Source organism: Pseudomonas rustica, from assembly GCF_018336155.1.
Lineage (GTDB): Bacteria > Pseudomonadota > Gammaproteobacteria > Pseudomonadales > Pseudomonadaceae > Aquipseudomonas > Aquipseudomonas rustica.
The window spans coordinates 55,994-81,017 of sequence record NZ_JAGYHF010000016.1 but is presented as its reverse complement, the minus strand read 5'-3'; the positions used below and the strand labels follow the sequence as shown (position 1 = coordinate 81,017).

At 61.3% G+C, this 25,024-nt stretch carries 25 protein-coding genes; 9 read left to right on the top strand and 16 right to left on the bottom strand.

Translation table 11 applies throughout. The annotated features are described in order from the left end of the window. Nucleotides 1-4: 4 nt before the first annotated feature. The 12 genes from KFS80_RS25000 to nrdR all read right to left on the bottom strand — a co-directional run bounded on the left by KFS80_RS25000 (nt 5) and on the right by nrdR (nt 8,974). The gene (locus KFS80_RS25000) at nt 5-805 is read right to left on the bottom strand and encodes a cobalamin-binding protein (protein ID WP_212546256.1); all 801 of its coding nucleotides are present in this window, start codon (nt 803-805) and stop codon (nt 5-7) included. After that, complete coding sequence (locus KFS80_RS24995) at nt 805-1,224, bottom strand: MFS transporter (RefSeq protein ID WP_212546255.1); 420 nt, start codon at nt 1,222-1,224, stop codon at nt 805-807. Before KFS80_RS24995 ends, KFS80_RS25000 begins: the two co-directional genes overlap by 1 nt. Next, nucleotides 1,221-1,838 carry a GTP cyclohydrolase II gene (gene ribA / locus KFS80_RS24990; RefSeq protein ID WP_053124247.1) on the bottom strand — a complete coding sequence of 206 codons (618 nt, stop codon included), beginning with the start codon at nt 1,836-1,838 and terminating at the stop codon, nt 1,221-1,223. Before ribA ends, KFS80_RS24995 begins: the two co-directional genes overlap by 4 nt. Nucleotides 1,839-2,092: 254 nt before the next feature. After that, nucleotides 2,093-2,830 (bottom strand): substrate-binding periplasmic protein, encoded by a 738-nt coding sequence (locus KFS80_RS24985; RefSeq protein WP_212546254.1) that lies wholly within the window; start codon nt 2,828-2,830, stop codon nt 2,093-2,095. Nucleotides 2,831-2,865: 35 nt separating this feature from the next. Continuing rightward, nucleotides 2,866-3,369 carry a phosphatidylglycerophosphatase A family protein gene (locus tag KFS80_RS24980; protein WP_007910933.1) on the bottom strand — a complete coding sequence of 168 codons (504 nt, stop codon included), beginning with the start codon at nt 3,367-3,369 and terminating at the stop codon, nt 2,866-2,868. Next, the gene (gene thiL, locus KFS80_RS24975; protein WP_212546253.1) at nt 3,366-4,331 is read right to left on the bottom strand and encodes a thiamine-phosphate kinase; all 966 of its coding nucleotides are present in this window, start codon (nt 4,329-4,331) and stop codon (nt 3,366-3,368) included. Before thiL ends, KFS80_RS24980 begins: the two co-directional genes overlap by 4 nt. Nucleotides 4,332-4,349: 18 nt before the next feature. After that, nucleotides 4,350-4,850, bottom strand: coding sequence for a transcription antitermination factor NusB (nusB, locus tag KFS80_RS24970; protein WP_053124252.1), 501 nt, complete (start codon nt 4,848-4,850; stop codon nt 4,350-4,352). Further along, entirely contained in the window at nt 4,847-5,323 is a 477-nt protein-coding gene (gene ribH, locus KFS80_RS24965) for a 6,7-dimethyl-8-ribityllumazine synthase (RefSeq protein WP_123390292.1), read from the bottom strand. The genes nusB and ribH overlap by 4 nt, the downstream gene beginning before the upstream one ends. 235 nt (nt 5,324-5,558) lie before the next feature. Continuing rightward, a complete protein-coding gene (gene ribBA, locus KFS80_RS24960) occupies nt 5,559-6,650 on the bottom strand; it encodes a bifunctional 3,4-dihydroxy-2-butanone-4-phosphate synthase/GTP cyclohydrolase II (protein ID WP_008081846.1) in 1,092 nt (363 codons plus the stop codon). Nucleotides 6,651-6,666: 16 nt separating this feature from the next. Continuing rightward, nucleotides 6,667-7,332 carry a riboflavin synthase gene (locus KFS80_RS24955; RefSeq protein WP_159815460.1) on the bottom strand — a complete coding sequence of 222 codons (666 nt, stop codon included), beginning with the start codon at nt 7,330-7,332 and terminating at the stop codon, nt 6,667-6,669. 47 nt (nt 7,333-7,379) lie between these two features. Further along, on the bottom strand, nt 7,380-8,513 hold the full coding sequence (gene ribD, locus KFS80_RS24950) for a bifunctional diaminohydroxyphosphoribosylaminopyrimidine deaminase/5-amino-6-(5-phosphoribosylamino)uracil reductase RibD (RefSeq protein WP_212546252.1): 1,134 nt from the start codon (nt 8,511-8,513) through the stop codon (nt 7,380-7,382). After that, the gene (gene nrdR, locus KFS80_RS24945; protein ID WP_007910946.1) at nt 8,510-8,974 is read right to left on the bottom strand and encodes a transcriptional regulator NrdR; all 465 of its coding nucleotides are present in this window, start codon (nt 8,972-8,974) and stop codon (nt 8,510-8,512) included. The genes ribD and nrdR overlap by 4 nt, the downstream gene beginning before the upstream one ends. Before the next feature lie 128 nt (nt 8,975-9,102). On the opposite strand from nrdR, the gene KFS80_RS24940 reads away from it, so the two are divergent. From KFS80_RS24940 to trxA, 3 genes are all read left to right on the top strand, one after another. Then, a complete protein-coding gene (locus KFS80_RS24940) occupies nt 9,103-9,567 on the top strand; it encodes a YbaY family lipoprotein (RefSeq protein WP_053124259.1) in 465 nt (154 codons plus the stop codon). Further along, a complete protein-coding gene (locus tag KFS80_RS24935) occupies nt 9,564-10,220 on the top strand; it encodes a class I SAM-dependent methyltransferase (protein ID WP_212546251.1) in 657 nt (218 codons plus the stop codon). The genes KFS80_RS24940 and KFS80_RS24935 overlap by 4 nt, the downstream gene beginning before the upstream one ends. Nucleotides 10,221-10,353: 133 nt before the next feature. Further along, a complete protein-coding gene (gene trxA, locus KFS80_RS24930) occupies nt 10,354-11,226 on the top strand; it encodes a thioredoxin (protein WP_212546250.1) in 873 nt (290 codons plus the stop codon). A gap of 88 nt (nt 11,227-11,314) precedes the next feature. Here the strand turns inward: trxA and KFS80_RS24925 are convergent, their stop codons facing one another. Further along, nucleotides 11,315-11,674 carry a hypothetical protein gene (locus tag KFS80_RS24925; RefSeq protein ID WP_212546249.1) on the bottom strand — a complete coding sequence of 120 codons (360 nt, stop codon included), beginning with the start codon at nt 11,672-11,674 and terminating at the stop codon, nt 11,315-11,317. Nucleotides 11,675-11,808: 134 nt separating this feature from the next. Here KFS80_RS24925 and KFS80_RS24920 point away from each other — a divergent pair, with 134 nt between their 5' ends. The 5 genes from KFS80_RS24920 to KFS80_RS24900 all read left to right on the top strand — a co-directional run bounded on the left by KFS80_RS24920 (nt 11,809) and on the right by KFS80_RS24900 (nt 15,929). Continuing rightward, the gene (locus KFS80_RS24920; protein ID WP_212546248.1) at nt 11,809-12,402 is read left to right on the top strand and encodes a DUF2796 domain-containing protein; all 594 of its coding nucleotides are present in this window, start codon (nt 11,809-11,811) and stop codon (nt 12,400-12,402) included. Between the two features lie 127 nt (nt 12,403-12,529). After that, nucleotides 12,530-13,240, top strand: a complete 711-nt coding sequence (locus KFS80_RS24915) for an ABC transporter ATP-binding protein (protein ID WP_053124268.1) — start codon at nt 12,530-12,532, stop codon at nt 13,238-13,240. A gap of 1 nt (nt 13,241) precedes the next feature. Beyond that, complete coding sequence (locus KFS80_RS24910; RefSeq protein WP_212546247.1) at nt 13,242-14,507, top strand: ABC transporter permease; 1,266 nt, start codon at nt 13,242-13,244, stop codon at nt 14,505-14,507. 11 nt (nt 14,508-14,518) lie between these two features. After that, nucleotides 14,519-15,037, top strand: a complete 519-nt coding sequence (locus tag KFS80_RS24905) for a DUF3299 domain-containing protein (protein ID WP_053124335.1) — start codon at nt 14,519-14,521, stop codon at nt 15,035-15,037. A 193-nt stretch (nt 15,038-15,230) separates the two neighbouring features. Beyond that, complete coding sequence (locus KFS80_RS24900) at nt 15,231-15,929, top strand: OmpW/AlkL family protein (RefSeq protein WP_053124272.1); 699 nt, start codon at nt 15,231-15,233, stop codon at nt 15,927-15,929. 357 nt (nt 15,930-16,286) lie between these two features. Here KFS80_RS24900 and KFS80_RS24895 read toward each other — a convergent pair whose 3' ends face one another. Together KFS80_RS24895 and KFS80_RS24890 are read right to left on the bottom strand one after the other, a co-directional pair. Continuing rightward, nucleotides 16,287-17,219, bottom strand: coding sequence for an NAD-dependent epimerase/dehydratase family protein (locus KFS80_RS24895; RefSeq protein ID WP_212546246.1), 933 nt, complete (start codon nt 17,217-17,219; stop codon nt 16,287-16,289). Further along, the gene (locus KFS80_RS24890; RefSeq protein ID WP_159815618.1) at nt 17,212-18,096 is read right to left on the bottom strand and encodes a sugar nucleotide-binding protein; all 885 of its coding nucleotides are present in this window, start codon (nt 18,094-18,096) and stop codon (nt 17,212-17,214) included. The genes KFS80_RS24895 and KFS80_RS24890 overlap by 8 nt, the downstream gene beginning before the upstream one ends. A 308-nt stretch (nt 18,097-18,404) precedes the next feature. Here KFS80_RS24890 and KFS80_RS24885 point away from each other — a divergent pair, with 308 nt between their 5' ends. Next, the gene (locus KFS80_RS24885) at nt 18,405-22,691 is read left to right on the top strand and encodes a DEAD/DEAH box helicase (protein ID WP_212546245.1); all 4,287 of its coding nucleotides are present in this window, start codon (nt 18,405-18,407) and stop codon (nt 22,689-22,691) included. Between the two features lie 115 nt (nt 22,692-22,806). On the opposite strand, the gene KFS80_RS24880 is transcribed toward KFS80_RS24885, so the two are convergent. Beyond that, entirely contained in the window at nt 22,807-24,903 is a 2,097-nt protein-coding gene (locus KFS80_RS24880) for a mechanosensitive ion channel family protein (RefSeq protein WP_053124278.1), read from the bottom strand. Between the last annotated feature and the right edge of the window lie 121 nt (nt 24,904-25,024).

The following is a 25,024-nucleotide window of genomic DNA, read 5'->3' as shown; positions in this document are numbered from 1 at the left end:
GGTTTCAGCGGTCTGGCGCGATGAGTTGGCAGAGTTTGGCGGTGGCGTCGATCATCTGGCCGCTTGGGCGTTCGAGGCCTTTGTCGGTGACCAGCAGTAATTGCTGCTGCTTTACAGCGGCGACCTGCGGCCAGTTTTTCCAGGCGTTGAGCTGGGAATGGTCGCTGCCCAGAATGACTTCGGGATCACGTTGCAACACCGCCTCGATGCTGACTTGCGGCGCAGGCAAGGTCAGATCACTGAACACATTCCGCGCCCCGCACACTTGCAGCGCATCACTGATGATCTGCCCGCCACCAACGGTGTACAGCGGCTTGTCCCACACCTGATAAAACACCCGCAACGGCACTTCCCGGTGATAGCGCTGGCGTAGATCCGCGAGTTTTTGCCGCAGATCCGCTGCCAGTTTCACCCCACGCTCAGGCCTGCCCAATTGCTTGGCAATGGCTTCAATCTGCGTGGAGAGTTGATCTAAAGAATGCGGTTCGGCGACGAAAGTCGGAATGCCCAGACGCTTCAACTGATCCCGTTGCGCCGGGCCGACACTGCCGGGCCAAAGCAACAACAAATCAGGTTTGAGGCTGAGCAACTGTTCCATGTCGAGCTGGCCGTAACGACCCACCGACGGGACGTTGGCAATTTCCGCAGGACGCTCACCAGCATCCAGCACCCCGACCAACAGGTCGGCCGAATCCAGCTCAACGACAATTTCAGAAAGCGACGGCGCCAGGCTGACCACCCGCAGGTTTGCCAGCACCGGGCCGCTGACGGCCAGCAGCAGAACCGCCAGCCAGAGACGGTACATCAGCCGAGTTGACGCGGGATGCGGTAGAGATAAAACAGCACGGCGGTGGACAGCGCCAGCAGCATCAACGGTACTGCTTCGAGACCGACGAATACCGCCAGTGCGCCGATCCACGCTGGCAAGGCTGCCGCGAGAAACGCCGAGCGACGGTTCGCCGCAAGGGCAATCCACGCGTCGGGTTCTTCAGGGGTATCGAGGGCTTTTTGCGTGGCGATCAGTGCGTGTTTGTAGCGGCCGAAAAACTTCAGGCTGACAAACATCGACGCCACGCCGGCAATGAACAGCGGCATCGCCAGCACCGGCAGAATGCCGTCGCTCTGGCCGAATAATGCGTTGATCACGAACAGCGGCACCAGTGCCAGCGCGAGGTATTTCCACCAGGCGACGGACAATCGGCGCCGCACCTGACCACGGGTCACGCCCGGTCTACCTCGCCCTGATGCTCGTTGCCCATCATGTGGTCGAGCTTGCTGGCCTTGGTCGCCAGGTAGAGTTTGTTGTGCGGGTTGTGGCCGGTGTGCAGCGGCACGCGCTCGGCGACGGTGATGCCCATGTCGGTCAAGGCTTTGACCTTGCGCGGATTGTTGGTCATCAGCCGCAGGGATTTAACGCCCAGATGCTCCAACATCGGCAGGCACATGGCGTAGTCACGCTGGTCGGCGGCGAAGCCCAGACGCTCGTTGGCTTCAACGGTGTCGGCGCCGCCGTCCTGCAACTCGTAAGCACGAATCTTGTTCAACAGACCAATGCCGCGACCTTCCTGGCGCAGGTACAGCAACACGCCTCGGCCTTCGCGAGCGATGGCTTTGAGTGCGCCTTCGAGTTGCGAGCCGCAGTCGCAACGCTGGCTGAACAAGGCATCGCCGGTCAGGCATTCGGAGTGCAAACGGCCGAGTACCGGGGCACCGTCGGTGAATTCACCGAGGCTCAGCACAACGTGCTCGCGGCCGGTGGCTTCATCGAGAAAACCGTGCATGGTGAATTGCGCAAAAGGCGTTGGCAGCTTGGAAGCGGCGACAAAGACGACAGGCACCGGTGTGCTCCTGATCTAAAGAGTCTGAAAATTCGCAGGCCGGCATTGTAACAGCAGGTTCCTACCGGCGCTTAGGCTGAATTATCGGGGATAACGATCAAAAAGTTTGATAACTACAGACTTGCCTAGATCCCTGTGGGAGCGGGCTTGCTCGCGAATGCGGTGTGTCAGTCGACAGATTGGCTGGCTGGCCCAACGCTTTCGCGAGCAAGCCCGCTCCCACAGGGGTTTTGTACAAGCATCCGGATCGGTGTTCAGTTCGGGTTGAAGGGATAGGGCTGCTTCCAGTGTTCGAAGATCGGCTTCAGCTCGCCGCTCTTCACCAGTTGCTCCATGCGCTGGTCATACAGCGCCATCAAGGCCCGAGCCTGCGAGGTGTCGGCGAAGCCGAGGTACAGCGGCAACTCGACCAGGTGCGAATAGCGATACTGCGCCGGATCCGGCGCACTGCGCATCACCGCTTCGATCTCGGTCAGCGCGTCGATGTAGTAATCCGCCCGCCCCTGTTTGAGCATCGGCAGGATGCCGGTGCGGCGCTCGATCTGGTTGTAGCGTTTGACGTTCGGCAGGTAGTTTTCGTAGCGATAACCGCGCACCCAGGCCAGTCGGTATTTGCCGAGTGTCGCCAGGGTCGGCGGCGGATTGCTCGCCAGACCCAGCGCGTAGATGTGATCGGAATCGAAATTCCAGTGCGGATACAGCACTTGCCCGGCTTCATCACGATAGGAACCGACCAGCGCGTCGACTTCCTTCAACTGCACCAAACCGATCGAGCGGGTGTACGGCACGCTGCGGATCTCGACTTTGACGCCGATCGGCTCAAAGACCTTGCGCAGCACATCCCAGGCGAGTCCGTGGCCGTCGGCGGCGGTGTAGTCTTCCCAGTCTTCGCTGGCCAGATGAATCACCGCCGGCGCATGCACAGCTTCCTGAGCACTGACGACAGTGCTCAACAAGGTCAACATCAGCAGCGCCAGCCAGCGTCGAGCCATCCCTAGTGTCCTCACTTAACCCTGTACGGCGCGGATCAGGCGAAAATCCACACCAGTCCCTGCATGGCCAGCCAGGCGAACACGCCGGCCAGCACGTCGTCGAGCATGATGCCGACGCCGCCGTGAACATGCCGGTCGATCCAGCGAATCGGCCACGGCTTGAGAATGTCGAAGAAGCGGAACACCAGAAAACCCGCGAGCAACCAGTACCAGCCTTCCGGCACCAGCCACAGAGTGATCCACATCCCGACCATTTCGTCCCAGACGATGCCTTCGTGGTCGTGTACCCGCAGATCGTCAGCCACTTTGCCGCACAGCCAGAAGCCGAACAGCATGGTGATCCCGAGCATCAGCCAGTAACCCCAGTCGGGCAGCATCTGCCACAACGGGATAAAGGGTAGCGCAACTAACGAGCCCCACGTGCCCGGCGCTTTCGGCAGCGTGCCGGAACCGAAGCCGAACGCGAGGAAATGCCAGGGATTGCGCCAGACCGACGGCGGAACGAATTCGGCCGGAACCTGTTTCGGGTGATCTGTCACGGTGTCTCCTGAAAATGTTGATAGCCCCGGGTTTGCGGGGTGATGTCGTGCCCTTCGCGATCCAGCAGCACCACGCCCTGCCCTTCGGCCACGCGACCGATCACATGGATCGGCCAGCCATTGGCCAGCAGCGCCGACAACTCGACGGACGGCAGGGTAAACGCCAGCACGTAATCATCGCCACCGCTCAACGCCGCGCGCTCGGCACCCCGTTGACCGAGAAACGCCACTAAAGCATCCGACAACGGTACGCGCTCGCGTTCAATCTCAAGTCGCACCTGCGACGCCAACGCAATGTGGCCGCAGTCGGCGAGCAGGCCATCGGAGATATCCAGCGCCGACGTGGCTTTGCCGCGCAGGGCCTGACCGAGGGCGAGTTGCGGTTGCGGCGACCAGTAGTGATCGAGCAGCGGTTGGGCGATATGAGGTTCGGCATCACGCTGACCGAGCACCAGCGGCAGCGCGCCGGCAGCATTGCCCAGCTCGCCGCCGACACAGAGCAAGTCGCCCGGTTGCGCGCCGCTGCGGGTCAACGCCTGACCGGCAGGCACGCGACCAAACACAGTCACCGTCAGGCTCAACGGCCCGCGCGTGGTATCGCCACCAACCAATGCAACGCCGCAACTCTGCGCCATGCGGTTCAAACCGCGGGCATAGGCTTGCAGCCAATCGGCGGTCACCGTCGGTACAGTCAGGGCAAGGGTAAAGGCAACGGGCGTGGCGCCCATGGCGGCCAGATCGCTGACCGCAACGGCCAGCGAGCGCTGACCGAGCAGAAACGGATCGCAGGGGTCGGCGAAATGCACACCGGCCACCAGCGTATCGGTAGAGATCGCCAGCTGTTCCCCGGAGGGAACAGCGAGCAAGGCGCAGTCATCGCCAATCCCGAGAGCAACGCCTTCGCCGCCCTGCGCACAAGGCGCGGCGGCGAAGAAATTGCGGATCAGCTCAAACTCGCCCATTGAAGTATCAAGCGCGTTTCAGCGCTTGAACGCCTTCACTTCAGCTTCACGCAGGCGCGGGGCCAGCTTGTCGAGCACACCGTTGACGAACTTGTGACCGTCGGTGGAACCGTAGACTTTCGCCAGTTCGATGCCTTCGTTGATCACAACGCGGTACGGCACGTCGACGCGCTTGAGCAGTTCCCAGGTCGACAGGCGCAGTACGCACAGTTCAACCGGGTCGAGCTCTTCGATGGTCAGATCCAGGCACGGCGCCAGCGCGGTGTCGATCTCGGTCAGACTGGCCGGAACACCGTGCAGGATGTCGTGGAAGTAGCTCTGGTCGGCGAAGGTGAAGTCGTTATCGACGCGAAACTGCGCTTCGATTTCGTTCAGCGAAGCACCGGCCATGTGGCGCTGGTACAACGCTTGCGTCGCCAACTGACGGGCAGCGCGGCGCTTTTCGCTTTTCGAAGGCTTGCCGGCGTCGGTTGGACGCGGCTCGCGCGGGTTGAAACGATCGCTTTCGTCGCTAATCACTTGGCCTCCAACTGTGCCAGCAGGCTGACCATTTCCAGAGCGGACAGGGCAGCTTCGGCACCTTTGTTACCGGCCTTGGTGCCGGAACGTTCGATGGCTTGCTCGATGGAATCAACGGTCAGGACGCCGAACGCGACCGGTACGCCGAACTCCATGGACACCTGGGCCAGACCCTTGGTGCATTCGCCAGCCACGTATTCGAAGTGCGGAGTACCGCCACGAATGACCGCGCCGAGGGCGATGATGGCTGCGAACTCGCCTTTCTGAGCGACTTTCTGCGCAACCAGCGGGATTTCGAAGGCGCCAGGCGCGCGGATGATGGTGATGTCGCTTTCGCTCACGCCGTGGCGAATCAGGGCATCAACTGCACCGCTGACCAGGCTTTCAACAACAAAGCTGTTGAAACGGCCTACTACCAAAGCGTAGCGGCCTTTTGGGGCGATGAAGGTACCTTCGATGGTCTTCAGGGTCATTCGTCAGATCTCTTAAAGAGCCGGGACGCGTCTCGTACGCATCCCTCAGTGATATTAGCCACGAACACATGGCCGGAAAAAACCGCATTGCTACTCGACTGCACCCTTGTGGCGAGGGGATTTATCCCCGTTGGGCTGCGCAGCGGCCCCTGTTTTTGGGACTGCTACGCAGTCCAACGGGGATAAATCCCCTCGCCACAATGGGCACACACCAGCAATACGATTCTCCGGGTCATTATTCGGAGGGCACGTATTCTACAACTTCCAGATCGAAACCGGATATCGCATTAAATTTCATTGGCGCAGACATCAAGCGCATTTTGCGCACACCGAGATCACGCAGGATCTGCGAACCGGCACCGACGATGCTGTAGGTGGTCGGTTTTTTCGGTGCTGGCTGATCACCGGTTTCACGGATATGCGCCAGCAACACGTCGCCATCGAGCGGGTGACCGAGCAACAGAACAACACCGCTGCCCGCCTCGGCAACCGCAGCCATCGCGGCGCGCAGGCTCCAGCGGCCCGGTTGCTTGACCATCAACAGGTCGCGCAGCGGATCCATGTTGTGCACGCGAACCAGCGTTGGCTCTTCGGCGCAAACAGTGCCCAGGGTCAGTGCCATGTGCACGTCGCCTTCCACCGAATCACGATAGGTCACCAGGTTGAATTGGCCCAGTTCGCTGTCGAGTGGCTGCTCGGCAATCCGCTGAACGGTACGTTCGTGGATCATCCGGTAGTGAATCAGGTCGGCGATGGTGCCGATCTTGATGTTGTGTTCGGCAGCAAAAGCTTCCAATTCAGCGCGACGGGACATGGTGCCGTCGTCGTTCATCACTTCGCAGATCACGCCGCTCGGCTCGAAACCGGCCATGCGCGCGAGGTCGCAGGCGGCTTCGGTGTGGCCAGCGCGAGCGAGGGTGCCGCCGGCCTGAGCCATCAGCGGGAAGATGTGGCCCGGGCTGACGATGTCTTCAGCCTTGGCATCTTTGGCCGCCGCCGCTTGCACGGTACGCGCACGGTCAGCAGCGGAGATGCCGGTGGTGACGCCTTCGGCCGCTTCGATCGAAACGGTGAACTTGGTGCCGAAACCGGAACCGTTGCGCGGTGCCATCAGCGGCAGCTTCAACAGTTCGCAGCGCTCGCGGCTCATCGGCATGCAGATCAGGCCACGGGCGTGCTTGGCCATGAAGTTGATGTGCTCGGCCTGGCAGCATTCGGCGGCCATGATCAGGTCGCCTTCATTCTCGCGGTCTTCGTCATCCATGAGGATGACCATCTTGCCTTGGCGGATGTCTTCAACCAGTTCTTCGATGCTATTGAGCGCCACAAGGCACCCCCTTGAGTCAGGATTTGAGATAGCCATTGGCGGCCAGAAAGCTTTCAGTGATCGTGCCGCCGGATGCCGACTCTGCGGCTTTGTCGCCCAAAAGGAGACGCTCCAGATAACGCGCCAGCAAATCGACTTCCAGATTCACCCGGCGACCCGGCTTGTACGACGCCATGATGGTTTCGCTCAGGGTGTGCGGAATGATCGTCAGCATGAATTCGGCGCCATCGACTTCGTTCACGGTCAGGCTGGTGCCGTCGACGGTGATCGAGCCTTTATGGGCGATGTACTTGGCCAGTTCTTTCGGCGCGCGGATGCGAAATTCCACGGCGCGGGCATTGTCGGAGCGCGAGACGATTTCGCCGACGCCGTCGACGTGGCCGCTGACTAGATGCCCGCCGAGACGGGTGGTCGGGGTCAGGGCTTTTTCCAGATTGACCGGGCTGCCGCTTTTCAGGTCATTCATGGCGGTGCAGTCGAGGGTTTCACGGCTGACGTCGGCGGCAAAGCCGTCGCCCGGCAGCTCGACCGCCGTCAGGCACACGCCGTTGACTGCAATGCTGTCGCCGAGTTTGACGTCGCTCAGGTCGAGCTTGCCGGTTGCGACGTGTACCCGCACATCACCGCCCTTTGGGGTCAGTGCGCGGATACTGCCGATGGATTCGATGATGCCGGTAAACATGGGGTTCTCCTTGAGAACTAAGCCAGCGCTAACGCGATGGCCGGGAATTATACGCTCGCCGATGGCACAGGGATGGCAGTGACTCGCCAGTCATCGCCCACCGCACGAATTTCACTGATTTTCAGCTCCGGGGCATCCTTCATATGGGCCAGCGGCCAGTCGAGCAACGGCCTCGCCGTGGAGCCAAGGAACTTGCCGGCGATGAAGATCACGAATTCATCCACCAGACCGAGCTGAGCGAAGGCGCCGGCCAAACGTGGGCCAGCCTCGACCAGCACTTCGTTGACGCCGCGATTGGCCAGTTCGATCAGCAATTGATGCAGATCGACCTGACCGTCATCACCCGGCACGATCAGGCATTCCGGGCCATTGGCGTATTGCTCTTCGACCGCCATGCAAGTGGCAACCAACGCCGGGCCGGCCTTGAAGAACGGTGCATCGAGCGGCACGCGCAGGCGCCCGTCGATCAGCACGCGCAACGGCGGACGGCTCATGGCCAGCGCAGTTTGTTCGCCATCCAGCCCCAACTCGTCGGCGCGCACAGTCAAACGTGCACCATCGGCCAGCACGGTGTCGGCGCCGGTCAGCACCACGGCGGCCTGAGCGCGCAAACGCTGTACCGCCGAACGCGCGGCCGGGCCGGTGATCCATTGGCTCTCGCCGTTTTCCATCGCGGTGCGACCGTCGAGGCTCATGGCCAACTTGACCCGCACGAACGGCAAGCCGTGTTCCATGCGTTTCAGGAAACCCTGGTTGAGCTTGCGCGCCTCGGCTTCGAGCACACCGCTTTCGGTGGCGATGCCGGCATCGGCCAGACGCTGCAAACCACGGCCGGCAACTTGCGGATTAGGATCGCGCATCGCCGCAACCACCCGAGCAACCCCGGCATTCACCAGCGCATCGGCACACGGCGGCGTACGGCCATGGTGGCTGCACGGTTCCAAGGTCACATAAGCAGTGGCGCCCCGGGCCAGTTCGCCGGCGGCGCGCAGGGCGTGGACTTCAGCGTGGGGTTCGCCGGCGCGTTCGTGCCAGCCTTCGCCGACAATCTGCCCGTCGCGCACCACCACACAGCCGACCCGAGGATTGGGATGGGTGGAGTAGTGACCTTTGCGCGCCAGTTCCAGCGCACGCGACATAAAGTGGGCGTCGAGGATGGCCTGCTCGGCGACGGTGGTCATTCTTTCACCGGTTCGCGGGCTAGGCGGTCGATTTCTTCGCGGAATTCGTTGAGATCCTGGAAGCGCTTGTACACCGAAGCGAAGCGGATGTAGGCGACTTCATCAAGCTTCTGCAATTCGGCCATGACCAGTTCGCCGACCACGAGGGATTTGACCTCGCGTTCGCCGGTGGCGCGCAGCTTGTGCTTGATGTGAACCAGAGAGGATTCGAGGCGCTCGACGCTCACCGGACGTTTCTCCAGGGCGCGTTGCATGCCGGCGCGGAGTTTTTCTTCGTCGAACGGTTGGCGGCTGCCGTCAGTTTTGATCAGGCGCGGTAACACCAGTTCGGCCGTCTCGAACGTCGTGAAACGCTCGCCGCAGGCCAGGCATTCACGCCGGCGGCGCACCTGTTCGCCCTCGGCGACCAGACGCGAGTCGATGACCTTGGTGTCGTTGGCACCGCAGAAGGGACAGTGCATGGTGGCTGGCAACAAAAAAAGGGAGGGCCATGGTAGCGCATCCCGGTGGCAAGACAAGCCATAGGGTTTGCGGTATACAGAACGGCATGATCGTTTGATCCATGGATTTCATTTTGCCGGAGCCTCCAATGCCGTTACGTCCGCTCGTTTTGCTCAGTCTTTTCAGCCTGCTGGTGGCCTGTGGCAGCGATGCTCCCAAGCCCCAGCCGCCGACGCCAGGCCCGGCGCCACAACAGGCGCAGAAAAAAGCCAAGGAAGCCGCCGAGCTTGGCCCGCTGCCGGCTTATCAACGTGAACTGAGCGGCACCCTGCAAGGCGTGCCGGCCGGCGCCGAAGTCGAGCTGGCGCTGCTGGTGATCGATGAGAAGGATCGCCCGCAGCAATTGCTCGCCAGCTCCAGCCTGATCGGCAACAACCAGATCCTGCCGTTCCGCCTGCGCTTCAACCCGGACGCCTTCCCGGCCGGTGCGCGAGTTGAGCTGCGTGGCCGCGCCAGCCAGTCCGGCCAGTTGATCCTGCATTTGCCTTCGCAAACCATCAGCCAGCCGACCACTCAGGCGTTGGGCCAACTGCAATTTGTCAAAGCACCATGACGGCACCGCTCGACCTGCAACTAGCGTTAGGTGAATTGCTCGGCGACGCCAGACTCAAGGTCTGCGCGTTGTCCGACACTGATTTACAGCTATGGCTGATCGATGGCGACAACATGGATCGCCAATTCAGCCAGGAAGAAATCCAGCGAATTCTGCATGAGCCGCCGTACTGGGGATTCTGCTGGGCCAGCGGTCTGGCGGTGGCGCGTTATCTGGCGGAGTTTCCCGAGTGGGTGCGCGGTAAGCGTGTGCTGGATTTCGGCGCTGGCTCGGGGATTGCCGGGATTGCGGCGGTGAAGGCCGGGGCACTGGAGGTGGTGGCGTGCGATCTCGATCCACTGGCGATTTCCGCCTGCCGGGCGAATGCCGCGTTGAATGATGTCGAGATGGGTTATTCGACAGATTTCTTTGCCGAGGCCGACCGCTTTGATCTGATTCTGGTGGCGGACGTGTTGTATGACCGGGCGAATCTGCCGTTGCTCGATGCGTTTTTGAGCCGTGGCCGTGAGGCGTTGGTGGCGGATTCGCGGGTGCGGGATTTTCGCCATCCGTTGTATGAACGTATTGAAATGCTTGAGGCGATGACGTTGCCGGATCTCGCGGAGCCTGAGGAATTTCGGCATGTCAGCCTTTACCATGCGCGGCGTGATTGAGATCGTTAAAAGATCGCAGCCTTCGGCAGCTCCTACAGGTGCAATGCGCATCCGCGTGTAGGAGCTGCCGAAGGCTGCGATCTTTTGCGCCACCGCTTATAGTGCGTTCATAAACGCTTTGACGAGATCCCCCATGAGTGAGCAAACGCCGTACATCTTCGACGCCACGACGGCCGATTTCGACCAGTCGGTGATCGAGGCTTCTTTCAGCAAACCGGTGCTGGTGGATTTCTGGGCCGAATGGTGTGCGCCGTGCAAGGCGCTGATGCCGATGCTGCAAACCATTGCCGAGAGTTACCAGGGCGAGTTGCTGCTGGCCAAGGTCAACTGCGACATCGAGCAGGACATCGTCGCCCGTTTCGGCATTCGCAGCCTGCCGACCGTGGTGCTGTTCAAGGACGGTCAACCGATCGACGGTTTTGCCGGTGCGCAACCGGAATCCGCCGTGCGTGCCCTGCTTGAGCCGCATGTGCAGATGCCACCGCCGGCCGAAGTCGATCCATTCGAACAGGCTCAAGCGTTGTTCGATGACGGCCGTTATGCCGATGCCGAAGCGGCGCTGGTGGTAATGCTCAATGAAGACAACACCAACGCCAAAGCGCTGATTCTCTACGCGCGTTGCCTGACTGAACGCGGTGAGCTGGGCGAAGCGCAGACCGTGCTGGATGCGGTCAAAAGCGACGAACACAAAGCCGCGCTGGCCGGGGCCAAGGCACAAATCAAATTCCTTGGTCTGGCGCGTGATCTGCCGGATACGGCTGACTTGAAAGCGCGTTTGGCAAAAGATCCGCAGGACGATGAAGCGGTATATCAACTGGCGATCCAGCAACTGGCGCGTCAACAGTACGAAGCCGCGCTGGAGGCGATGCTCAAGCTGTTTATCCGCAATCGCAATTATGCCGAGGGCTTGCCGCACAAGACGTTGCTGCAAGTGTTTGAGTTGCTGGGCAACGATCATCCGCTGGTCAGCGTTTACCGCCGGAAGATGTTTGCTGCCCTTTATTAAAATCAAAAGATCGCAGCCCTCGGCAGCTCCTACATTGGGATCGTGTACATCCCTGTAGGAGCTGCCGCAGGCTGCGATCTTTTGCGGCTTATTCGATCCAGCTGTAAAGCGGCGTATCCCCGCCACTCACCACTTTCACGTCCGAACTGTGGCGCAAACGCACCAGCAAGCGCTTGCCCGCCACCGCGCTGCCGGTCAGCCCTTCAAGCTGATCGAGCAGATCCGGCCCGCTGAGTTGCCCGGCCTTGCGCAACAGATCCCGCGCCACCTGCCACAACGCATCATCCTGATTCAGCGGTTTCGCCGCTGGCGCCGACGTGGCCACTTCAGGTTGCGCCGTCTGCGCTTGACCATTCAGGGCCGAGCCGAGACGTGCCCAGTCGCTGTCATCCAGTTCCACCGTCAAATCCACCGGCAGGTCACCGACGGTTCCGCGTATCCGCAACATTGAGTTCGCTCCTGCACTTTTCTGACCTGCATGCTCCCACGGGACTTGTGCAACGCCAAGCGCACGGGCAAACTCTGCGGACTTTCGTTATAAGATTACATAACAAACTCTTCACTTTACTCCCGGAGTTCGCCATGCGCCGTCTGCTGCTCGCTTTGCCGTTTGCCCTGTTGCCGCTGGCCGTCGCCCATGCTGCCGATGAGCACGACCACGATCATGAACACGGCAGCCTCGGCGCGCATGAGCACGGTGTCGGTCGCCTGAACGCCGCGCTCGACGGCCAGACCCTTGAACTGGAGCTGGAAAGCCCGGCGATGAACCTCGTGGGTTTCGAACACCTCGCGACCACGGATGCCGATAAAGCCAAAGTCGCCGCAGCCCGTGCGCAGCTGGAAAAACCATTGGCGCTGTTCAGTCTGCCAGCCGCTGCCGGTTGCAAAGTCGTCGGTCAGGAACTCGAGAGTCCGTTGTTTGGCGACAAACCGGATGCCGACGATCATGACGAAGATGAAGCGGACAAGGACGGTCACGAACATCACCACGACCACAGCGAAATCCACGCGCACTACCAGATCAAGTGCGCAACGCCCGGCGCGTTGAAGACCCTGGATCTGGCGAACATCTTCAATACCTTCCCGGCGACCCAGAAAATTCAGGTACAACTGATCAGCGCGAGCGGCCAGCAAGGTGCTGAAGTGACGGCCAAGGCTGCCTCCCTGAAATTCTGATCACACCGAAAATCCCCCTGTAGGAGCTGCCGAAGGCTGCGATCTTTTGACTTTTGTTTTCAAGATCAAAAGATCGCAGCCTTCGGCAGCTCCTACAGGGGCTATGAAAACTCATGATATTGGTGCCATGACCCAAGCACTCATCGAACTGTCCGACCTGGGCTTCAGTTGGCCCGGTCACCCGCCGTTGCTGGACATCCCGGCGTTTCGTCTGGAACCGGGCGAAACCCTGTTTCTCAAAGGCCCGAGCGGCAGCGGCAAAACCACCCTGCTCGGCCTGCTCGGCGGCGTGCAGAAACCGGATCGCGGCAGCATTCGTTTGCTCGGCCAGGAACTGACCGAACTCTCCGCCGGCGCCCGCGACACCTTCCGCGTCGATCACACCGGCTACATTTTTCAGCAGTTCAACTTGCTGCCGTTTCTCTCGGTACGCGAGAACGTCGAGCTGCCATGCCACTTCTCCAAACTGCGTGCGCAACGGGCGAAACAGCGTCACGGCAGCGTTGATCAAGCCGCCGCTACCCTGCTCGCGCACTTGGGTCTGAAGGATGAAAGCATTCTCAGCCGTCGCGCGGATTCGCTGTCGATCGGTCAGCAACAACGTGTGGCCGCCGCGCGTGCCTTGATCGGTCAGCCCGAACTAGTAATCGCCGACGAACCGACCTCGGCGCTGGATTACGACGCCCGGGAAAACTTCATTCGTCTGTTGTTCGCCGAGTGCCGCGAAGCCGGATCGAGCTTGTTGTTCGTCAGCCACGATCAGAGCCTGGCGCCGTTGTTCGACCGTCATCTGTCCCTGGCCGAACTCAATCGCGCCGCCACGTCTGCCGAGGTCTGAGATGTATTTGTTTCGTCTGGCCATGGCCAGCCTGGCCAACCGCCGCTTTACCGCCCTCCTCACCGCGTTCGCGATTGCCTTGTCAGTGTGCCTGCTGCTCGCCGTTGAACGGGTGCGCACCGAAGCCAAAGCCAGTTTCGCCAGCACCATCAGCGGCACCGACCTGATTGTCGGCGCGCGCTCCGGTTCGGTGAATCTATTGCTGTACTCGGTGTTCCGCATCGGCAACGCCACCAACAACATTCGCTGGGACAGCTTCGAACACTTCGCCAACAACCCGAAAGTGAAGTGGGCGATCCCGATGTCCCTCGGCGACTCCCATCGCGGCTATCGCGTGATGGGCACCACTGAAGCGTATTTCGAGCACTACCAGTACGGTCGCAAGCAGCATCTGGAGTTGGCCGACGGTCGTGCGTTTGCCACCGATCCGTTTGAAGTGGTGCTCGGTGCTGAAGTCGCCGACGCATTGCATTACAAACTCGGCGACCAACTGGTGCTGGCCCACGGTGTGGCGGCGATCAGTCTGGTCAAACACGACGACAAACCGTTCACCGTGGTCGGCATTCTCAAGCGCACCGGCACGCCGGTCGATCGCACGTTGCACATCAGCCTCGGTGGCATGGAGGCGATTCACATCGACTGGCACAACGGCGTGCCGGCCCGAGGCAATGGGCGGATCAGCGCTGATCAGGCGCGCAATATGGACCTGACGCCGCAAGCGATCACCGCGTTTATGCTCGGTCTCAACAGCAAAATTTCCACTTTTGCGCTGCAACGTGAGATCAACGAATTCCGTGGCGAGCCGATGCTGGCGATCCTGCCGGGCGTGGCGTTGCAGGAGTTGTGGAGCCTGATGAGCACCGCTGAAAAAGCCTTGTTCGTGGTTTCGCTGTTCGTGGTGCTGACCGGTTTGATCGGCATGCTCACGGCGATTCTCACCAGCCTCAACGAGCGTCGCCGCGAGATGGCGATTTTGCGTTCGGTCGGTGCGCGGCCGTGGCACATCGCGAGTCTGCTGGTGCTGGAAGCGTTCGCTCTGGCGCTGACCGGGGTGATCGCCGGCGTTGCGTTGCTGTACATCGGCATCGCTGCGGCGCAGGGTTACGTTCAGGCCAACTACGGTTTGTTTCTGCCGCTGGCGTGGCCGAGCGAGTATGAATGGACGCTGCTCGGTGGCATTCTGGCGGCCGCGCTGCTGATGGGCGCCGTGCCGGCCTGGCGCGCTTATCGCCAATCGTTGGCCGATGGCCTGTCGATCCGTTTATGAGGATGTTCACCATGCCCCGCGCCGTACTTGCGCTGCTGTTGCTGGTTGCCCTGCCCGTGTGGGCCGCGGCGCCAAAAGACCTGACATGGTCGGAAATGATCCCGCCGGACGCCGCACCGGAAGTGCCGAACATGACCCCGCTGCACGACATGTCGAAAATGAGCGATGCGCTGTCGGCGGAGTCAGCGCCAGCGGCGAAGCAGGATCTGCCGAACGCGCCGGTGGTGCAGGCGCTCGATGGCCAGAACATTCGGTTGCCGGGCTATATCGTGCCGCTGGAAGTCAATGAAGAGGGGCGCACCACGGACTTCTTGCTGGTGCCGTATTTCGGCGCGTGCATCCATGTGCCGCCACCGCCGTCGAACCAGATCGTGCATGTGAAAAGCGAGTTGGGCGTGAAGCTGGATGAGCTGTATCAGCCTTACTGGATCGAGGGGCCGTTGCAGGTCAAGGCGTCGAGCAGCGAGCTGGCGGATGCCGGGTATCAGATGGAGGCGGACAAGATTTATGTGTATGAGCTGCCGGAGTAAATCCCGGTAGTTTCAAGATCAAAAGATCGCAGCCTTCGGCAGCTCCTACAGGGGATCATGTTTCTCTGTAGGAGCTGCCGAAGGCTGCGATCTTTTGCGGACTTCACTGTTTCATTGAGCTGCGTCAAAAGACCGTATCAGTTGGCTTCGTACCATAGGACGTCAGAAATTTTTAACGTCCTTTGGAGCCCCCATGAACAAGTCCTTGCTCAGCGCTTCGTTGTTTGCCCTCGCGCTCGCAGCCCCGCTCGCCCACGCCCACGATGCCGGTGACATTATCGTTCGCGCCGGTGCAATCACCGTCAACCCGAAGGCCGACAGCTCCAGCGTCAAGGTCGATCAGGGTCCGCTGAGCGGCGCCAATCTGGGCGGCAAGGCGACCATGAGCAGCGACACTCAATTGGGTCTCAACTTCGCCTACATGATCACCAACAACATCGGTATCGAGTTGCTGGCGGCCTCGCCGTTCGAACATGACGTGAAGCTGAAAAACACTGCTCTGCCGGCGGCCAACGGCAAACTCGGCACCCTGAAACACCTGCCGCCGACCCTCAGCGTCGTTTACTACCCGCTGGATTCGAAGTCGGCCTTCCAACCGTATGTGGGCGGCGGCATCAACTACACCTGGATCTATGACGAACACGTCGGCAGCGAAGCGCAGACTGCAGGCTTCAGCAACTTCAAGGCGAAAAACTCCTGGGGGCTGGCGTGGCAGGTCGGTGCCGATTACATGCTGACTGACAAGGTGATGATCAACGCCCAAGTGCGTTATATCGACATCGATACTCGCGCGACAGTGGAGAACAACGCAGTGGCGCCGGGCACTCGGGCACGGGTGAATGTGGATGTTGATCCGTTTGTGTACATGGTGGGGTTGGGTTACAAGTTCTAAGGAACATTCGCGTGGTGGTGGATGAGGCTTGGTGGTGGGCAGACTTGAATCTGAAGGCGACTGCCAGTTAGTTGATCGGGGGATAAATCCCCTCGCCACAAGGGATAGCGGTACATTCCGGCCGTGAAAAAGGCGCCTGTTGAAGGGCGCCTTTTTCATGTCTGCTGGAATTGTTGGGTGGCTGAAATCCAACCCCCTCACCCCAGCCCTCTCCCTCTGGGAGAGGGGGAAAGGGAGCCGATCTTCATGTTTTTCAAAACCTGAATTCGACTCGGTATCTCACGTCGGCGTAACTCGACCATCCACCGCAATCAGTCCCCTCTCCCTCCGGGAGAGGGCTAGGGTGAGGGGCTCTTCTCAGGAACGCCCCAACAACCGCGCCAACCCCACACTCATCGGCGTCTGCTCCGGCAGCTTAAACCGCGCCAGCAAGCGCTGATTATTCGCCCGCGAATGCCGAATATCCCCCGACCGCGCCGGCCCGTAGCTAATCGGCGGCAACTCACCCACCACTGTCTGCAACGCCGCGAGCATTTGCTTGAGGTTCATCGACTGATTCCAGCCAACATTCACCGCGCCGGCTTCCACTTCAGACTTTTCAATCGCCTGCACCAGCACATCGACCAGATCCTCGACATAGAGGAAATCCCGCGTCTGCTCACCGTCACCAAACACGGTGATCGGCAACCCTTTCTGCGCGCGTTCGCTGAAGATGCTGATCACCCCGGAGTACGGCGAGGACGGATCCTGGCGCGGGCCGAAGATGTTGAAGAAGCGGAAAATCGCCGGTTCCAGACCGTGCTGGCGGCGATAGAAATCGAAGTAATGCTCACCGGCCAATTTGTCCGAGGCATACGGTGTCAGCGGTGCTTTCGGCGTGTCTTCGTCGATCGACTCGCCTTCACCGTTGTTGCCATACACCGCCGCGCTGGAGGCGAACAGCACACGTTTAACCCCGGCCTGACGCATGGCTTCGCAGACATTCAGCGTGCCTATGAAATTGCTCTGGTGAGTCTTCACCGGATCATCCACCGAAGCCTGCACCGAGGCCACAGCCGCAAGGTGCGCCACGGCGCTGCAACCCTGCATCGTTTGAGCGACCAGCGCCGCGTCGGCAACATCGCCAACAACCAGTTCAACCTTGGGATTGTCCAGCGGCAGGTTGGCGCGTTTACCGGTCGACAGGTCATCGAGAATCCGCACCGAATGGCCCTTGGCGAGCAACGCGTCAGTCAGGTGCGAGCCGATGAAACCGGCGCCGCCGGTGATTAAAACAGGGCCTTCAGCCATGACGATAAAACCTATCCAGTAAAGCCGGGAGCGCGGCACGCCAGGCGCGCGGTTTGATCCCGAAAGTGTGCAGAATTTTCTTGCAGGCCAGCACCGCGTGTTGCGGTTCTTCGGCAGCGTCCGGGCGCGCGGCGTGAGCCTGTGCGGTCGGCGCCTCGATGGCCAAGGCGTGCAGGCTGCGCGCTTCGGTGAGAATCGCCTGACCCAGCGCCAGCGGCGTGGTCGCCTCGTGGCCGGCGTAGTGATAAGTGCCCCACAGCGGCGCGGCGCAATCGAGTTGCTTGAGCACCGAGATGATCACCCGCGCAGCGTCATCGACCGGGGTCGGATTGCCACGGCGGTCATCGGCCAAGAGCAATTCTTCCGGTTGCTCGGCGCGGGCGAGGAAACGTCCGAGGGTGCCGTCGGCGCTGTCATCGAGCAGCCAGCCGAAACGCAGCAACACATGCTGCGGGCAAGTCGCGCGAACGCTCTGCTCAATGCGCCACAGCGCCTGACCGCGCAGGCCCAGCGGCACTGGTTCATCTTTTTCGCTGTAAGCGGTGGCGCGCGAGCCGTCGAACACCCGATAACTGGAGGGCTGCACGAGGACAATGTTGTGGTGCTGGCACAATTCGGCCAGACGCTCGATCGCGCGTTCCTGCCCGGCCATACGGATTTCGCTGACCGTCTCGGCCTGGAACCAGTCGAAATAGTAGGCGAGGTTGATCAACGCATCGGGACGGGTGTCGTCGAGCAATTGGGTCAGGCTCGCGGCATCCCAGCCGTTTTCGGGCGGGCGGGGGGCGAGGAAACCGATGTCTTCCTCTGCACCGAGGCGAATCAGCGCCTGCCCAAGGGCATTTCCGCCGCCCAGTAACATAAGGCGCATTCGCATAAAGTCAGCAGGCCCAGTCTGATTGGAACGATGGCTTGAGCGACGGATCTTGTGGAAGCGTCGCCGATAATTGCCGGAATCGTTGCATTTTGCGGGTTTAGTGCGCAACCGTCATCCGTAAAGTGTACATCCCCGGGATTTGTGTCGTGGCATCTGGCCCCTTCGCGAGCAAGCTCGCTCCCACAGTGGATTTATGTGCGCCGCAAATCCCCTGTGGGAGCGAGCTTGCTCGCGAAGAGGCCCGACCAGACGCTGAAGCTCCTGAGCGGTACTTGCATCTTCCCCCCTGCGACCGCATAACTTAAGCCATGAATCTGCCCCTCCCCGCCGACAGCGCTCTGGCAGGCTTTCACCCCGCCGTCAGCGCCTGGTTCCGCAAGACCTTCCCGACGGTCACCGCCGCCCAGGCCCGCGCATGGCCGTTGATCCGCCAGCGCCGCTCGACGCTGATCGCCGCGCCCACCGGCTCGGGCAAAACCCTGACCGCGTTCCTCGCCGTACTCGACGACCTCGTCCACCGTGGCCTGGAAAACCCCGACGGCCTGCCCGCTGAAACCCTGGTGGTCTACGTTTCGCCGCTCAAAGCCCTGTCCAACGACATCCGCATCAACCTGCAAAATCCACTTGTCGGGATCACCGAACAGCTGCGGCAGATGAACCTGCCGGAAATCCACATCACCACCGCCGTGCGCACCGGCGACACCCCGCAAAAAGACCGCGCGGCCATGCGCAAAACCGCGCCGCACATTCTGGTGACCACCCCGGAGTCACTCTACGTCCTGCTCGGCTCGCAATCCGGGCGAAAAATGCTCGGCACCACGCGCACGGTGATCATCGACGAAATCCATGCGATGGCCGCCGGCAAACGCGGCAGCCACTTGTCCCTGAGCCTGGAGCGCCTGCAAGCGCTGTGCGCCGAACCGCTGACCCGCATCGGCCTCTCCGCCACCCAGAAACCGGTCGAAGCCGTAGCGCAATTCCTCGTCGGCCATGATCGCCCCTGCGAAATCATCGACATCGGCCACGCCCGGCCACGGGATCTGGGCATCGAAGTCCCGCCCGTGCCGTTATCGGCCGTCATGGCCAATGATGTCTGGGAATTGGTCTACGACCGCCTCGCCGAACTGGCCCGCGAGCACCGCACCACGCTGATTTTCGTCAACACCCGACGCCTCGCCGAACGCCTGAGCCGGCACCTCAGCGAGCGCCTCGGCAAACATGCAGTGGCGGCGCATCACGGCAGTCTGGCCAAGGAGTTTCGCCTCGACGCCGAACAACGCCTCAAGCGCGGCGAGTTGCAGGTGTTGATCGCCACCGCTTCGCTGGAACTGGGCATCGATATCGGTGAAGTCGATCTGGTCTGTCAGATCGCTTCACCGCGCTCCATCGCCGGGTTTCTGCAAAGGGTCGGTCGTTCCGGACACCAGGTCGGCGGCACGCCCAAGGGCCGGTTGTTCGCCACCACTCGCGACGACCTGATCGAATGCGCCGCCCTGCTCGACTGCGTGCGCCGTGGCGAACTCGACACCCTGCATATTCCCGTCGCGCCGCTGGATGTTCTGGCGCAGCAAATCATCGCCGAAGTCAGCTGTCAGGAATGGTCAGAAGACGCCTTGCTGGCGATGTTCCGCCAAGCCTCGCCCTATCGCGACCTCGACGAAAAACACTATCAAGCCCTGCTGAGCATGCTCGCCGAAGGCTACAACGGTCGTCAGGGCATTCGCAGCGCCTACCTGCACCGCGACGCCGTCAGCCGCACCTTGCGTGGCCGCCGGGGGGCGAAACTCGCTGCCGTGACCAGCGGCGGCACCATCCCCGACAACGCCGATTACAGCGTGATGCTTGAGCCGCAAGGCTTGAACATCGGCAGCGTCAATGAAGACTTCGCCGTGGAAAGCATTGCCGGCGATGTGTTCCAGCTCGGCAATACCTCTTATCGGATCCTGCGTGTGGAAACCGGCAAGGTGCGCGTCGAGGATGCCCACGGCCAGCCACCGACCATACCGTTCTGGCTCGGCGAAGCACCGGGGCGCAGCGATGAGTTGTCGTTCGCCGTGGCGCGCCTGCAAGCGCAGCTCGACACGTTGCTTGGCGCCAGCCCCGGAGACTTGCAACCAGCCCTCGTCTGGCTGACGCAGACCCTCGGCCTCAACCTCGCCAGCGCCGAGCAACTGGTCGAATACCTCGCCCGCGCCCGGCAAACCCTCGGCGCCCTGCCCTCGCAGGACACGCTGTTGATGGAGCGATTTTTCGACGAGTCCGGCGGCACGCAACTGATCATCCATTCACCGTTCGGCAGCCGCATCAACCGCGCCTGGGGTTTGGCCCTGCGCAAGCGTTTCTGCCGCACGTTCAACTTCGAATTGCAGGCTGCCGCCAGCGAGGACGCCATCGTGTTGTCGCTGTCCACCAGCCACAGCTTTGAACTGGATGAGATCTGGCGCTACCTGCACAGCAACAACGCCGAGCACACGCTGATTCAAGCGGTGCTCGATGCGCCGCTGTTCGGCGTGCGCTGGCGCTGGAATGCCGGCGTGGCGCTGGCATTGCCGCGTTTTACCGGTGGCCGCAAAGTCGCGCCGCAGTTGCAGCGGATGAAAAGCGAAGACCTGATTGCCAGCGTGTTTCCCGATCAGATCGCCTGCCTGGAAAACCTCGCCGGCGAACGGGAAATTCCCGAGCATCCGCTGATTGAGCAAACCCTCGACGACTGCCTGCACGAGGCCATGGACAGCGAAGGCTGGCTCAATCTCCTGCGGCGCATGGAGCGTGGCGAGGTGCGTTTGATCAGTCGCGATTTGCCGGCGCCCTCACCGCTCGCGGCGGAAATTCTCAGTGCGCGGCCGTACGCCTTCCTCGACGATGCACCGCTGGAAGAACGTCGTACCCAAGCAGTGATCAACCGCCGCTGGAGCGATCCGCAATCGACTGATGATCTCGGTGCGCTGGATGCCGACGCGATTACGGCCGTACGCGAAGAAGCCTGGCCGACGCCGAACGCTGTGGATGAAATGCATGAGGCGCTGATGAGTCTGGCGTGTATCAGCGAGGATGAGGTGCAAGCGAACGAAGGTTGGCGTGAATGGCTGGAAACCTTGGCCAAAAGCGGTCGCGCCTGCCGATTGCAGATCAATGCCGAGCATTGTTTATGGCTGGCTCGCGAACGCCTGACCTGCCTGCAAGCGCTTTATCCACAGGCCAAATTGCAGCCTGAGCTGGATGCGTTGCCGGGATTCGATGAGGTCTGGGCGTTCGACGAGGCGTTGGTCGAAGTAATCCGTGCGCGCCTCGGTGCGTTCGGCCCACTGCCGTTACCTGCCATAGCTGAACCGCTCGCGCTGCCGACCGCTCAAGTCAATCAGGCTCTCGCCCAACTGGAGCGTGAAGGCTACGTGCTGCGCGGCCAGTTCACGCCGAAACTCAACATCGAGGAATGGTGCGAACGCCACCTGCTCGCGCGTATTCATCGCTACACGGTCAAGCGTCTGCGCCGGGAAATCGAACCGGTGGCGTTGCAGGATTTCATGCGCTTTCTGTTCGACTGGCAGCATCTTTCGCCCTCGACTCGTGGCCAAGGCAGTGCGGTGTTGCCGGCGATTGTCGGCCAGTTTGAAGGTTACGCGGCAGCGGCCTCGGCGTGGGACAGTGACATTCTCCCGGCGCGGCTCAAGGACTATTCGCCGAGCTGGCTGGATGACCTGTGCCGCAACGGCAAACTGGTGTGGACGCGCCTCAGTGCCCGGCAAAAAATCAGCGGCACGGCTTTACGCAGTACGCCAATCGTTTTGCTGCCGCGCAATCAGGTTGGCTTATGGAGCGCGCTGGCCGAACAGACGCCCGAGAGCGAACTCTCGCCGAAAACCCAGAAGGTCTTCGAAGCGCTTAGTCAGCACGGTGCGCTGTTTTTCGATGAGCTGATTCATGAAGCGCATTTGCTGCGCACCGAACTGGAAATCGCCTTGCAGGAACTGGTCGGCGCCGGGCTGGTGAACGCCGACAGCTTCGCCGGCCTGCGCGCGCTGATTACGCCGGCGAGCAAGCGCCAGCAGCGCAGCAGTCGGCGTGGACGCGGGGCGTTTGTTGGCGGCATGGATGATGCCGGGCGCTGGGCGTTGCTACGGCGCGGGGCGGCTGTGGATAACAGCGAAACCCTGGAGCATGTCGCCATGACCTTGCTGCGCCGCTACGGCGTGGTGTTCTGGCGCTTGCTGGAGCGTGAAGCGGATTGGCTGCCGAGTTGGCGGGAATTGCTGCGCACGTTTCATCGGCTGGAAGCGCGCGGCGAGATTCGTGGCGGGCGGTTTGTCAGTGGTTTGGCGGGGGAACAGTTTGCCTTGCCCGAAGCCATTCCACTGTTGCGCGAGGTACGGCGGCGGCCGCATGACGGCAGTCTGGTGGCGGTGTGTGGGGTTGATCCACTGAACCTGGCCGGGACGTTGTTGCCGGGGGTGAAAGTGCCGGCGCTGGTGAACAATCGGTTGGTGTATCGGGATGGGTTGCCGGCGGCGGCGGAGATTGCCGGCAAGCAGCAGTTCTGGCTGGAGCTGGATCAGATCGATATGGAGCAGGTGCGCGGCAAGCTGATTCGGCATTGAGGGTGACTGTTCTGACCTCATCGCGAGCAGGCTCACTCCTACATTTTGGAATGCGTTCCCCTGTAGGAGTGAGCCTGCTCGCGATAAGGCCAGTATTAGCAACACGAGACCTGCGCTATGTCCGCGACCCCTGCGGCACCTCGGTCGCCACCACCTCTCCCTCCTGCACCTGCCGCTTCGGCAACAGAACCTGCTGTGGATAAGTCTGCGCGAAATGCACCGTCTCGGTGTTATCCACAAGCTTCTTCAAACGCTGGTTAAACGCCCGGCTCACCGCATACTGCCCGCCCGACACCGTCCTGAACTGCGCCGTCAGCACCACGCCATTCAAATCCATCCGGTCCACGCCAAACACATCCAGCGGCCCTTGCAGGTTGTACTTGAGGAACGGGTCTTCGCGGATCGAATCGCCGGTCTCGCGAATCAACTCGATGGCTTTATCCACGTCCGTGTCATAGGTGAACTGCACCGAGAAAAACGCATAGGCAAACTGCCGCGATTGGTTGGTCACAGCCTTGATCTGGCCGAACGGCACCGAGTGCACAAAACCCTTGCCGTCACGCAGCCGCAGCGTGCGAATGGTCAGCCCTTCGACCGTGCCGGCATGCCCGGAATCAAGCACCACCCAATCACCAATCGACAGGGTGTCTTCGATGATGATGAACAGCCCGGTAATCACGTCCTGCACCAGTTGCTGCGAACCGAAACCGATGGCCAGACCGACCACCCCGGCACCCGCCAGCAGTGGCGCAACGTTGATCCCCAGGTTGGCCATGGTGGTGATCGCGCAGATCACCACGAGGATGATTTTGATCGCGTTGCGCAGCAGCGGCAGGATGGTTTTCACCCGTGTGCTCGGTTGGCGCGCCGCGCGTTTGCTGAGCGGTGGTTTCAGTGCCTCCTGAATCGCCGTGTCGAGCACCACCCACAACAACCACGTCACCAAGAAGATCAGACCGATGCTGCTCAGCGCGTTACTGATCGCTCGCCCGACCGTGCTGCTCTGGGCGAAATCAAGCAGCGACACGCCCCAGATCCGTCCGAGAATATCGATGAAGGCAATCGCGATGACGATCCGCAGCAAGGCGTGCAACAGGCTCAGGAAGCGTTCCTTGTAAGCGCTGCTGCGCTGGATCGCTTCGGCTTTTCGTGACTTGAACAAGTGCTGCAGAATCGTGCTGAGAAATACCGTGCCGATCAGCAGCACCGTGGTGAACAACGCGCAGCGCAGGGCTTTTTGATTGTCCTCGCCGATGCCGATGAGGTTGACCGCCGAGACCAGCACCATCAACACAATCGGCCAATACCACAGCCCGGAAAAAATCCGCAGTGACTCCTGCAAGGAGGGCTGTTTCAAACGTTGAGCCAGCGAGCGGTTGCGGATCAGATGCGCCACTGGGCGACGCAAGCGAATCACCAACAATCCGAAAATCACCGAGGCGATCAGGCCGGTAAACACGGCGACGCTGCTGGTGATATTGCCGCCCAGTTGCCGGGCGATTTGCGGGCTGGTCAGCGCATCGCTGAGGGCGGCGAGGAAGCCGATCAGGAACAACGGCCGCGGGCAATAATTGCGGATGATACGTGCAGCGGGACGTTTGTGCCCGACGTTGAACATCACCACCACGCATAGCAGCATCGAAGTGGAAAAGATGCCGCTGCTGGTGGCATAAGCCAGACACAGCGCCAGCGCGCGCCCCACCGAAGCTTGCAGAAAATGACTGACATACAGGGTCAACGGCAGGCAGATCAGCGCCGGAAGGGTGTACGGCAGCAGGTAACCGATCAGATCCTGACTGCGTTGGCGGGTGCGTAACCAGCGGCCTCCACGCATACGGTTGGCCAACAAACTGCCGAGAACGGTGAGCAGCGCAAAACTGCCGAGCCAGGTGCCAGACAGCGTGAGAAAATCCCCGGCGACACTCCAGCCTGAGCGGTTCGACGGCTGGTTGACCAATTTGTCGACTTCATCGGCCGCACGGTCGGCGCGCAGGCGCCAGGCGTCGACCAGATGCTCGTTGATGTCGAGTTTGTCCTGCACGTCGTCGATGCTCGAACTGATCGCACCGAGCAGACCGCCCTGCACCAGCGGCTCGGGTTTGGCCGGTTCCTCGGCAGCGGCCGGAACACCCGGCAGCGCGGCGGCGTCGATTTCACTGGCACCGAGAAACAGCAATGCTCCCAGCAGAATGGCGATCCTGAACTTGACCAAAACTCCGATCTCCCGTGGCTGAACCTGTAAGGAACTGATCGATAATTGCCCGGCAAGTTCACGAGCCCCTCCCCCTATGCCCGTGTCCTGTGGTTCTGTAGGAGCAGAGCTTGCTCGCGAA

Bases quoted from the DNA above. Each gene is read 5' to 3' on its own strand.
- KFS80_RS25000 (WP_212546256.1), bottom strand. From the start codon at position 805: ATGTACCGTCTCTGGCTGGCGGTTCTGCTGCTGGCCGTCAGCGGCCCG.
- KFS80_RS24985 (WP_212546254.1), bottom strand. From the start codon at position 2,830: ATGGCTCGACGCTGGCTGGCGCTGCTGATGTTGACCTTGTTGAGCACT.
- thiL (WP_212546253.1), bottom strand. From the start codon at position 4,331: ATGGGCGAGTTTGAGCTGATCCGCAATTTCTTCGCCGCCGCGCCTTGT.
- ribH (WP_123390292.1), bottom strand. From the start codon at position 5,323: ATGACCCTGAAGACCATCGAAGGTACCTTCATCGCCCCAAAAGGCCGC.
- KFS80_RS24955 (WP_159815460.1), bottom strand. From the start codon at position 7,332: ATGTTTACCGGCATCATCGAATCCATCGGCAGTATCCGCGCACTGACC.
- ribD (WP_212546252.1), bottom strand. From the start codon at position 8,513: ATGACCACCGTCGCCGAGCAGGCCATCCTCGACGCCCACTTTATGTCG.
- nrdR (WP_007910946.1), bottom strand. From the start codon at position 8,974: ATGCACTGTCCCTTCTGCGGTGCCAACGACACCAAGGTCATCGACTCG.
- KFS80_RS24940 (WP_053124259.1), top strand. From the start codon at position 9,103: ATGCCGTTACGTCCGCTCGTTTTGCTCAGTCTTTTCAGCCTGCTGGTG.
- KFS80_RS24935 (WP_212546251.1), top strand. From the start codon at position 9,564: ATGACGGCACCGCTCGACCTGCAACTAGCGTTAGGTGAATTGCTCGGC.
- trxA (WP_212546250.1), top strand. From the start codon at position 10,354: ATGAGTGAGCAAACGCCGTACATCTTCGACGCCACGACGGCCGATTTC.
- KFS80_RS24925 (WP_212546249.1), bottom strand. From the start codon at position 11,674: ATGTTGCGGATACGCGGAACCGTCGGTGACCTGCCGGTGGATTTGACG.
- KFS80_RS24920 (WP_212546248.1), top strand. From the start codon at position 11,809: ATGCGCCGTCTGCTGCTCGCTTTGCCGTTTGCCCTGTTGCCGCTGGCC.
- KFS80_RS24915 (WP_053124268.1), top strand. From the start codon at position 12,530: ATGACCCAAGCACTCATCGAACTGTCCGACCTGGGCTTCAGTTGGCCC.
- KFS80_RS24910 (WP_212546247.1), top strand. From the start codon at position 13,242: ATGTATTTGTTTCGTCTGGCCATGGCCAGCCTGGCCAACCGCCGCTTT.
- KFS80_RS24905 (WP_053124335.1), top strand. From the start codon at position 14,519: ATGCCCCGCGCCGTACTTGCGCTGCTGTTGCTGGTTGCCCTGCCCGTG.
- KFS80_RS24900 (WP_053124272.1), top strand. From the start codon at position 15,231: ATGAACAAGTCCTTGCTCAGCGCTTCGTTGTTTGCCCTCGCGCTCGCA.
- KFS80_RS24895 (WP_212546246.1), bottom strand. From the start codon at position 17,219: ATGGCTGAAGGCCCTGTTTTAATCACCGGCGGCGCCGGTTTCATCGGC.
- KFS80_RS24890 (WP_159815618.1), bottom strand. From the start codon at position 18,096: ATGCGAATGCGCCTTATGTTACTGGGCGGCGGAAATGCCCTTGGGCAG.
- KFS80_RS24885 (WP_212546245.1), top strand. From the start codon at position 18,405: ATGAATCTGCCCCTCCCCGCCGACAGCGCTCTGGCAGGCTTTCACCCC.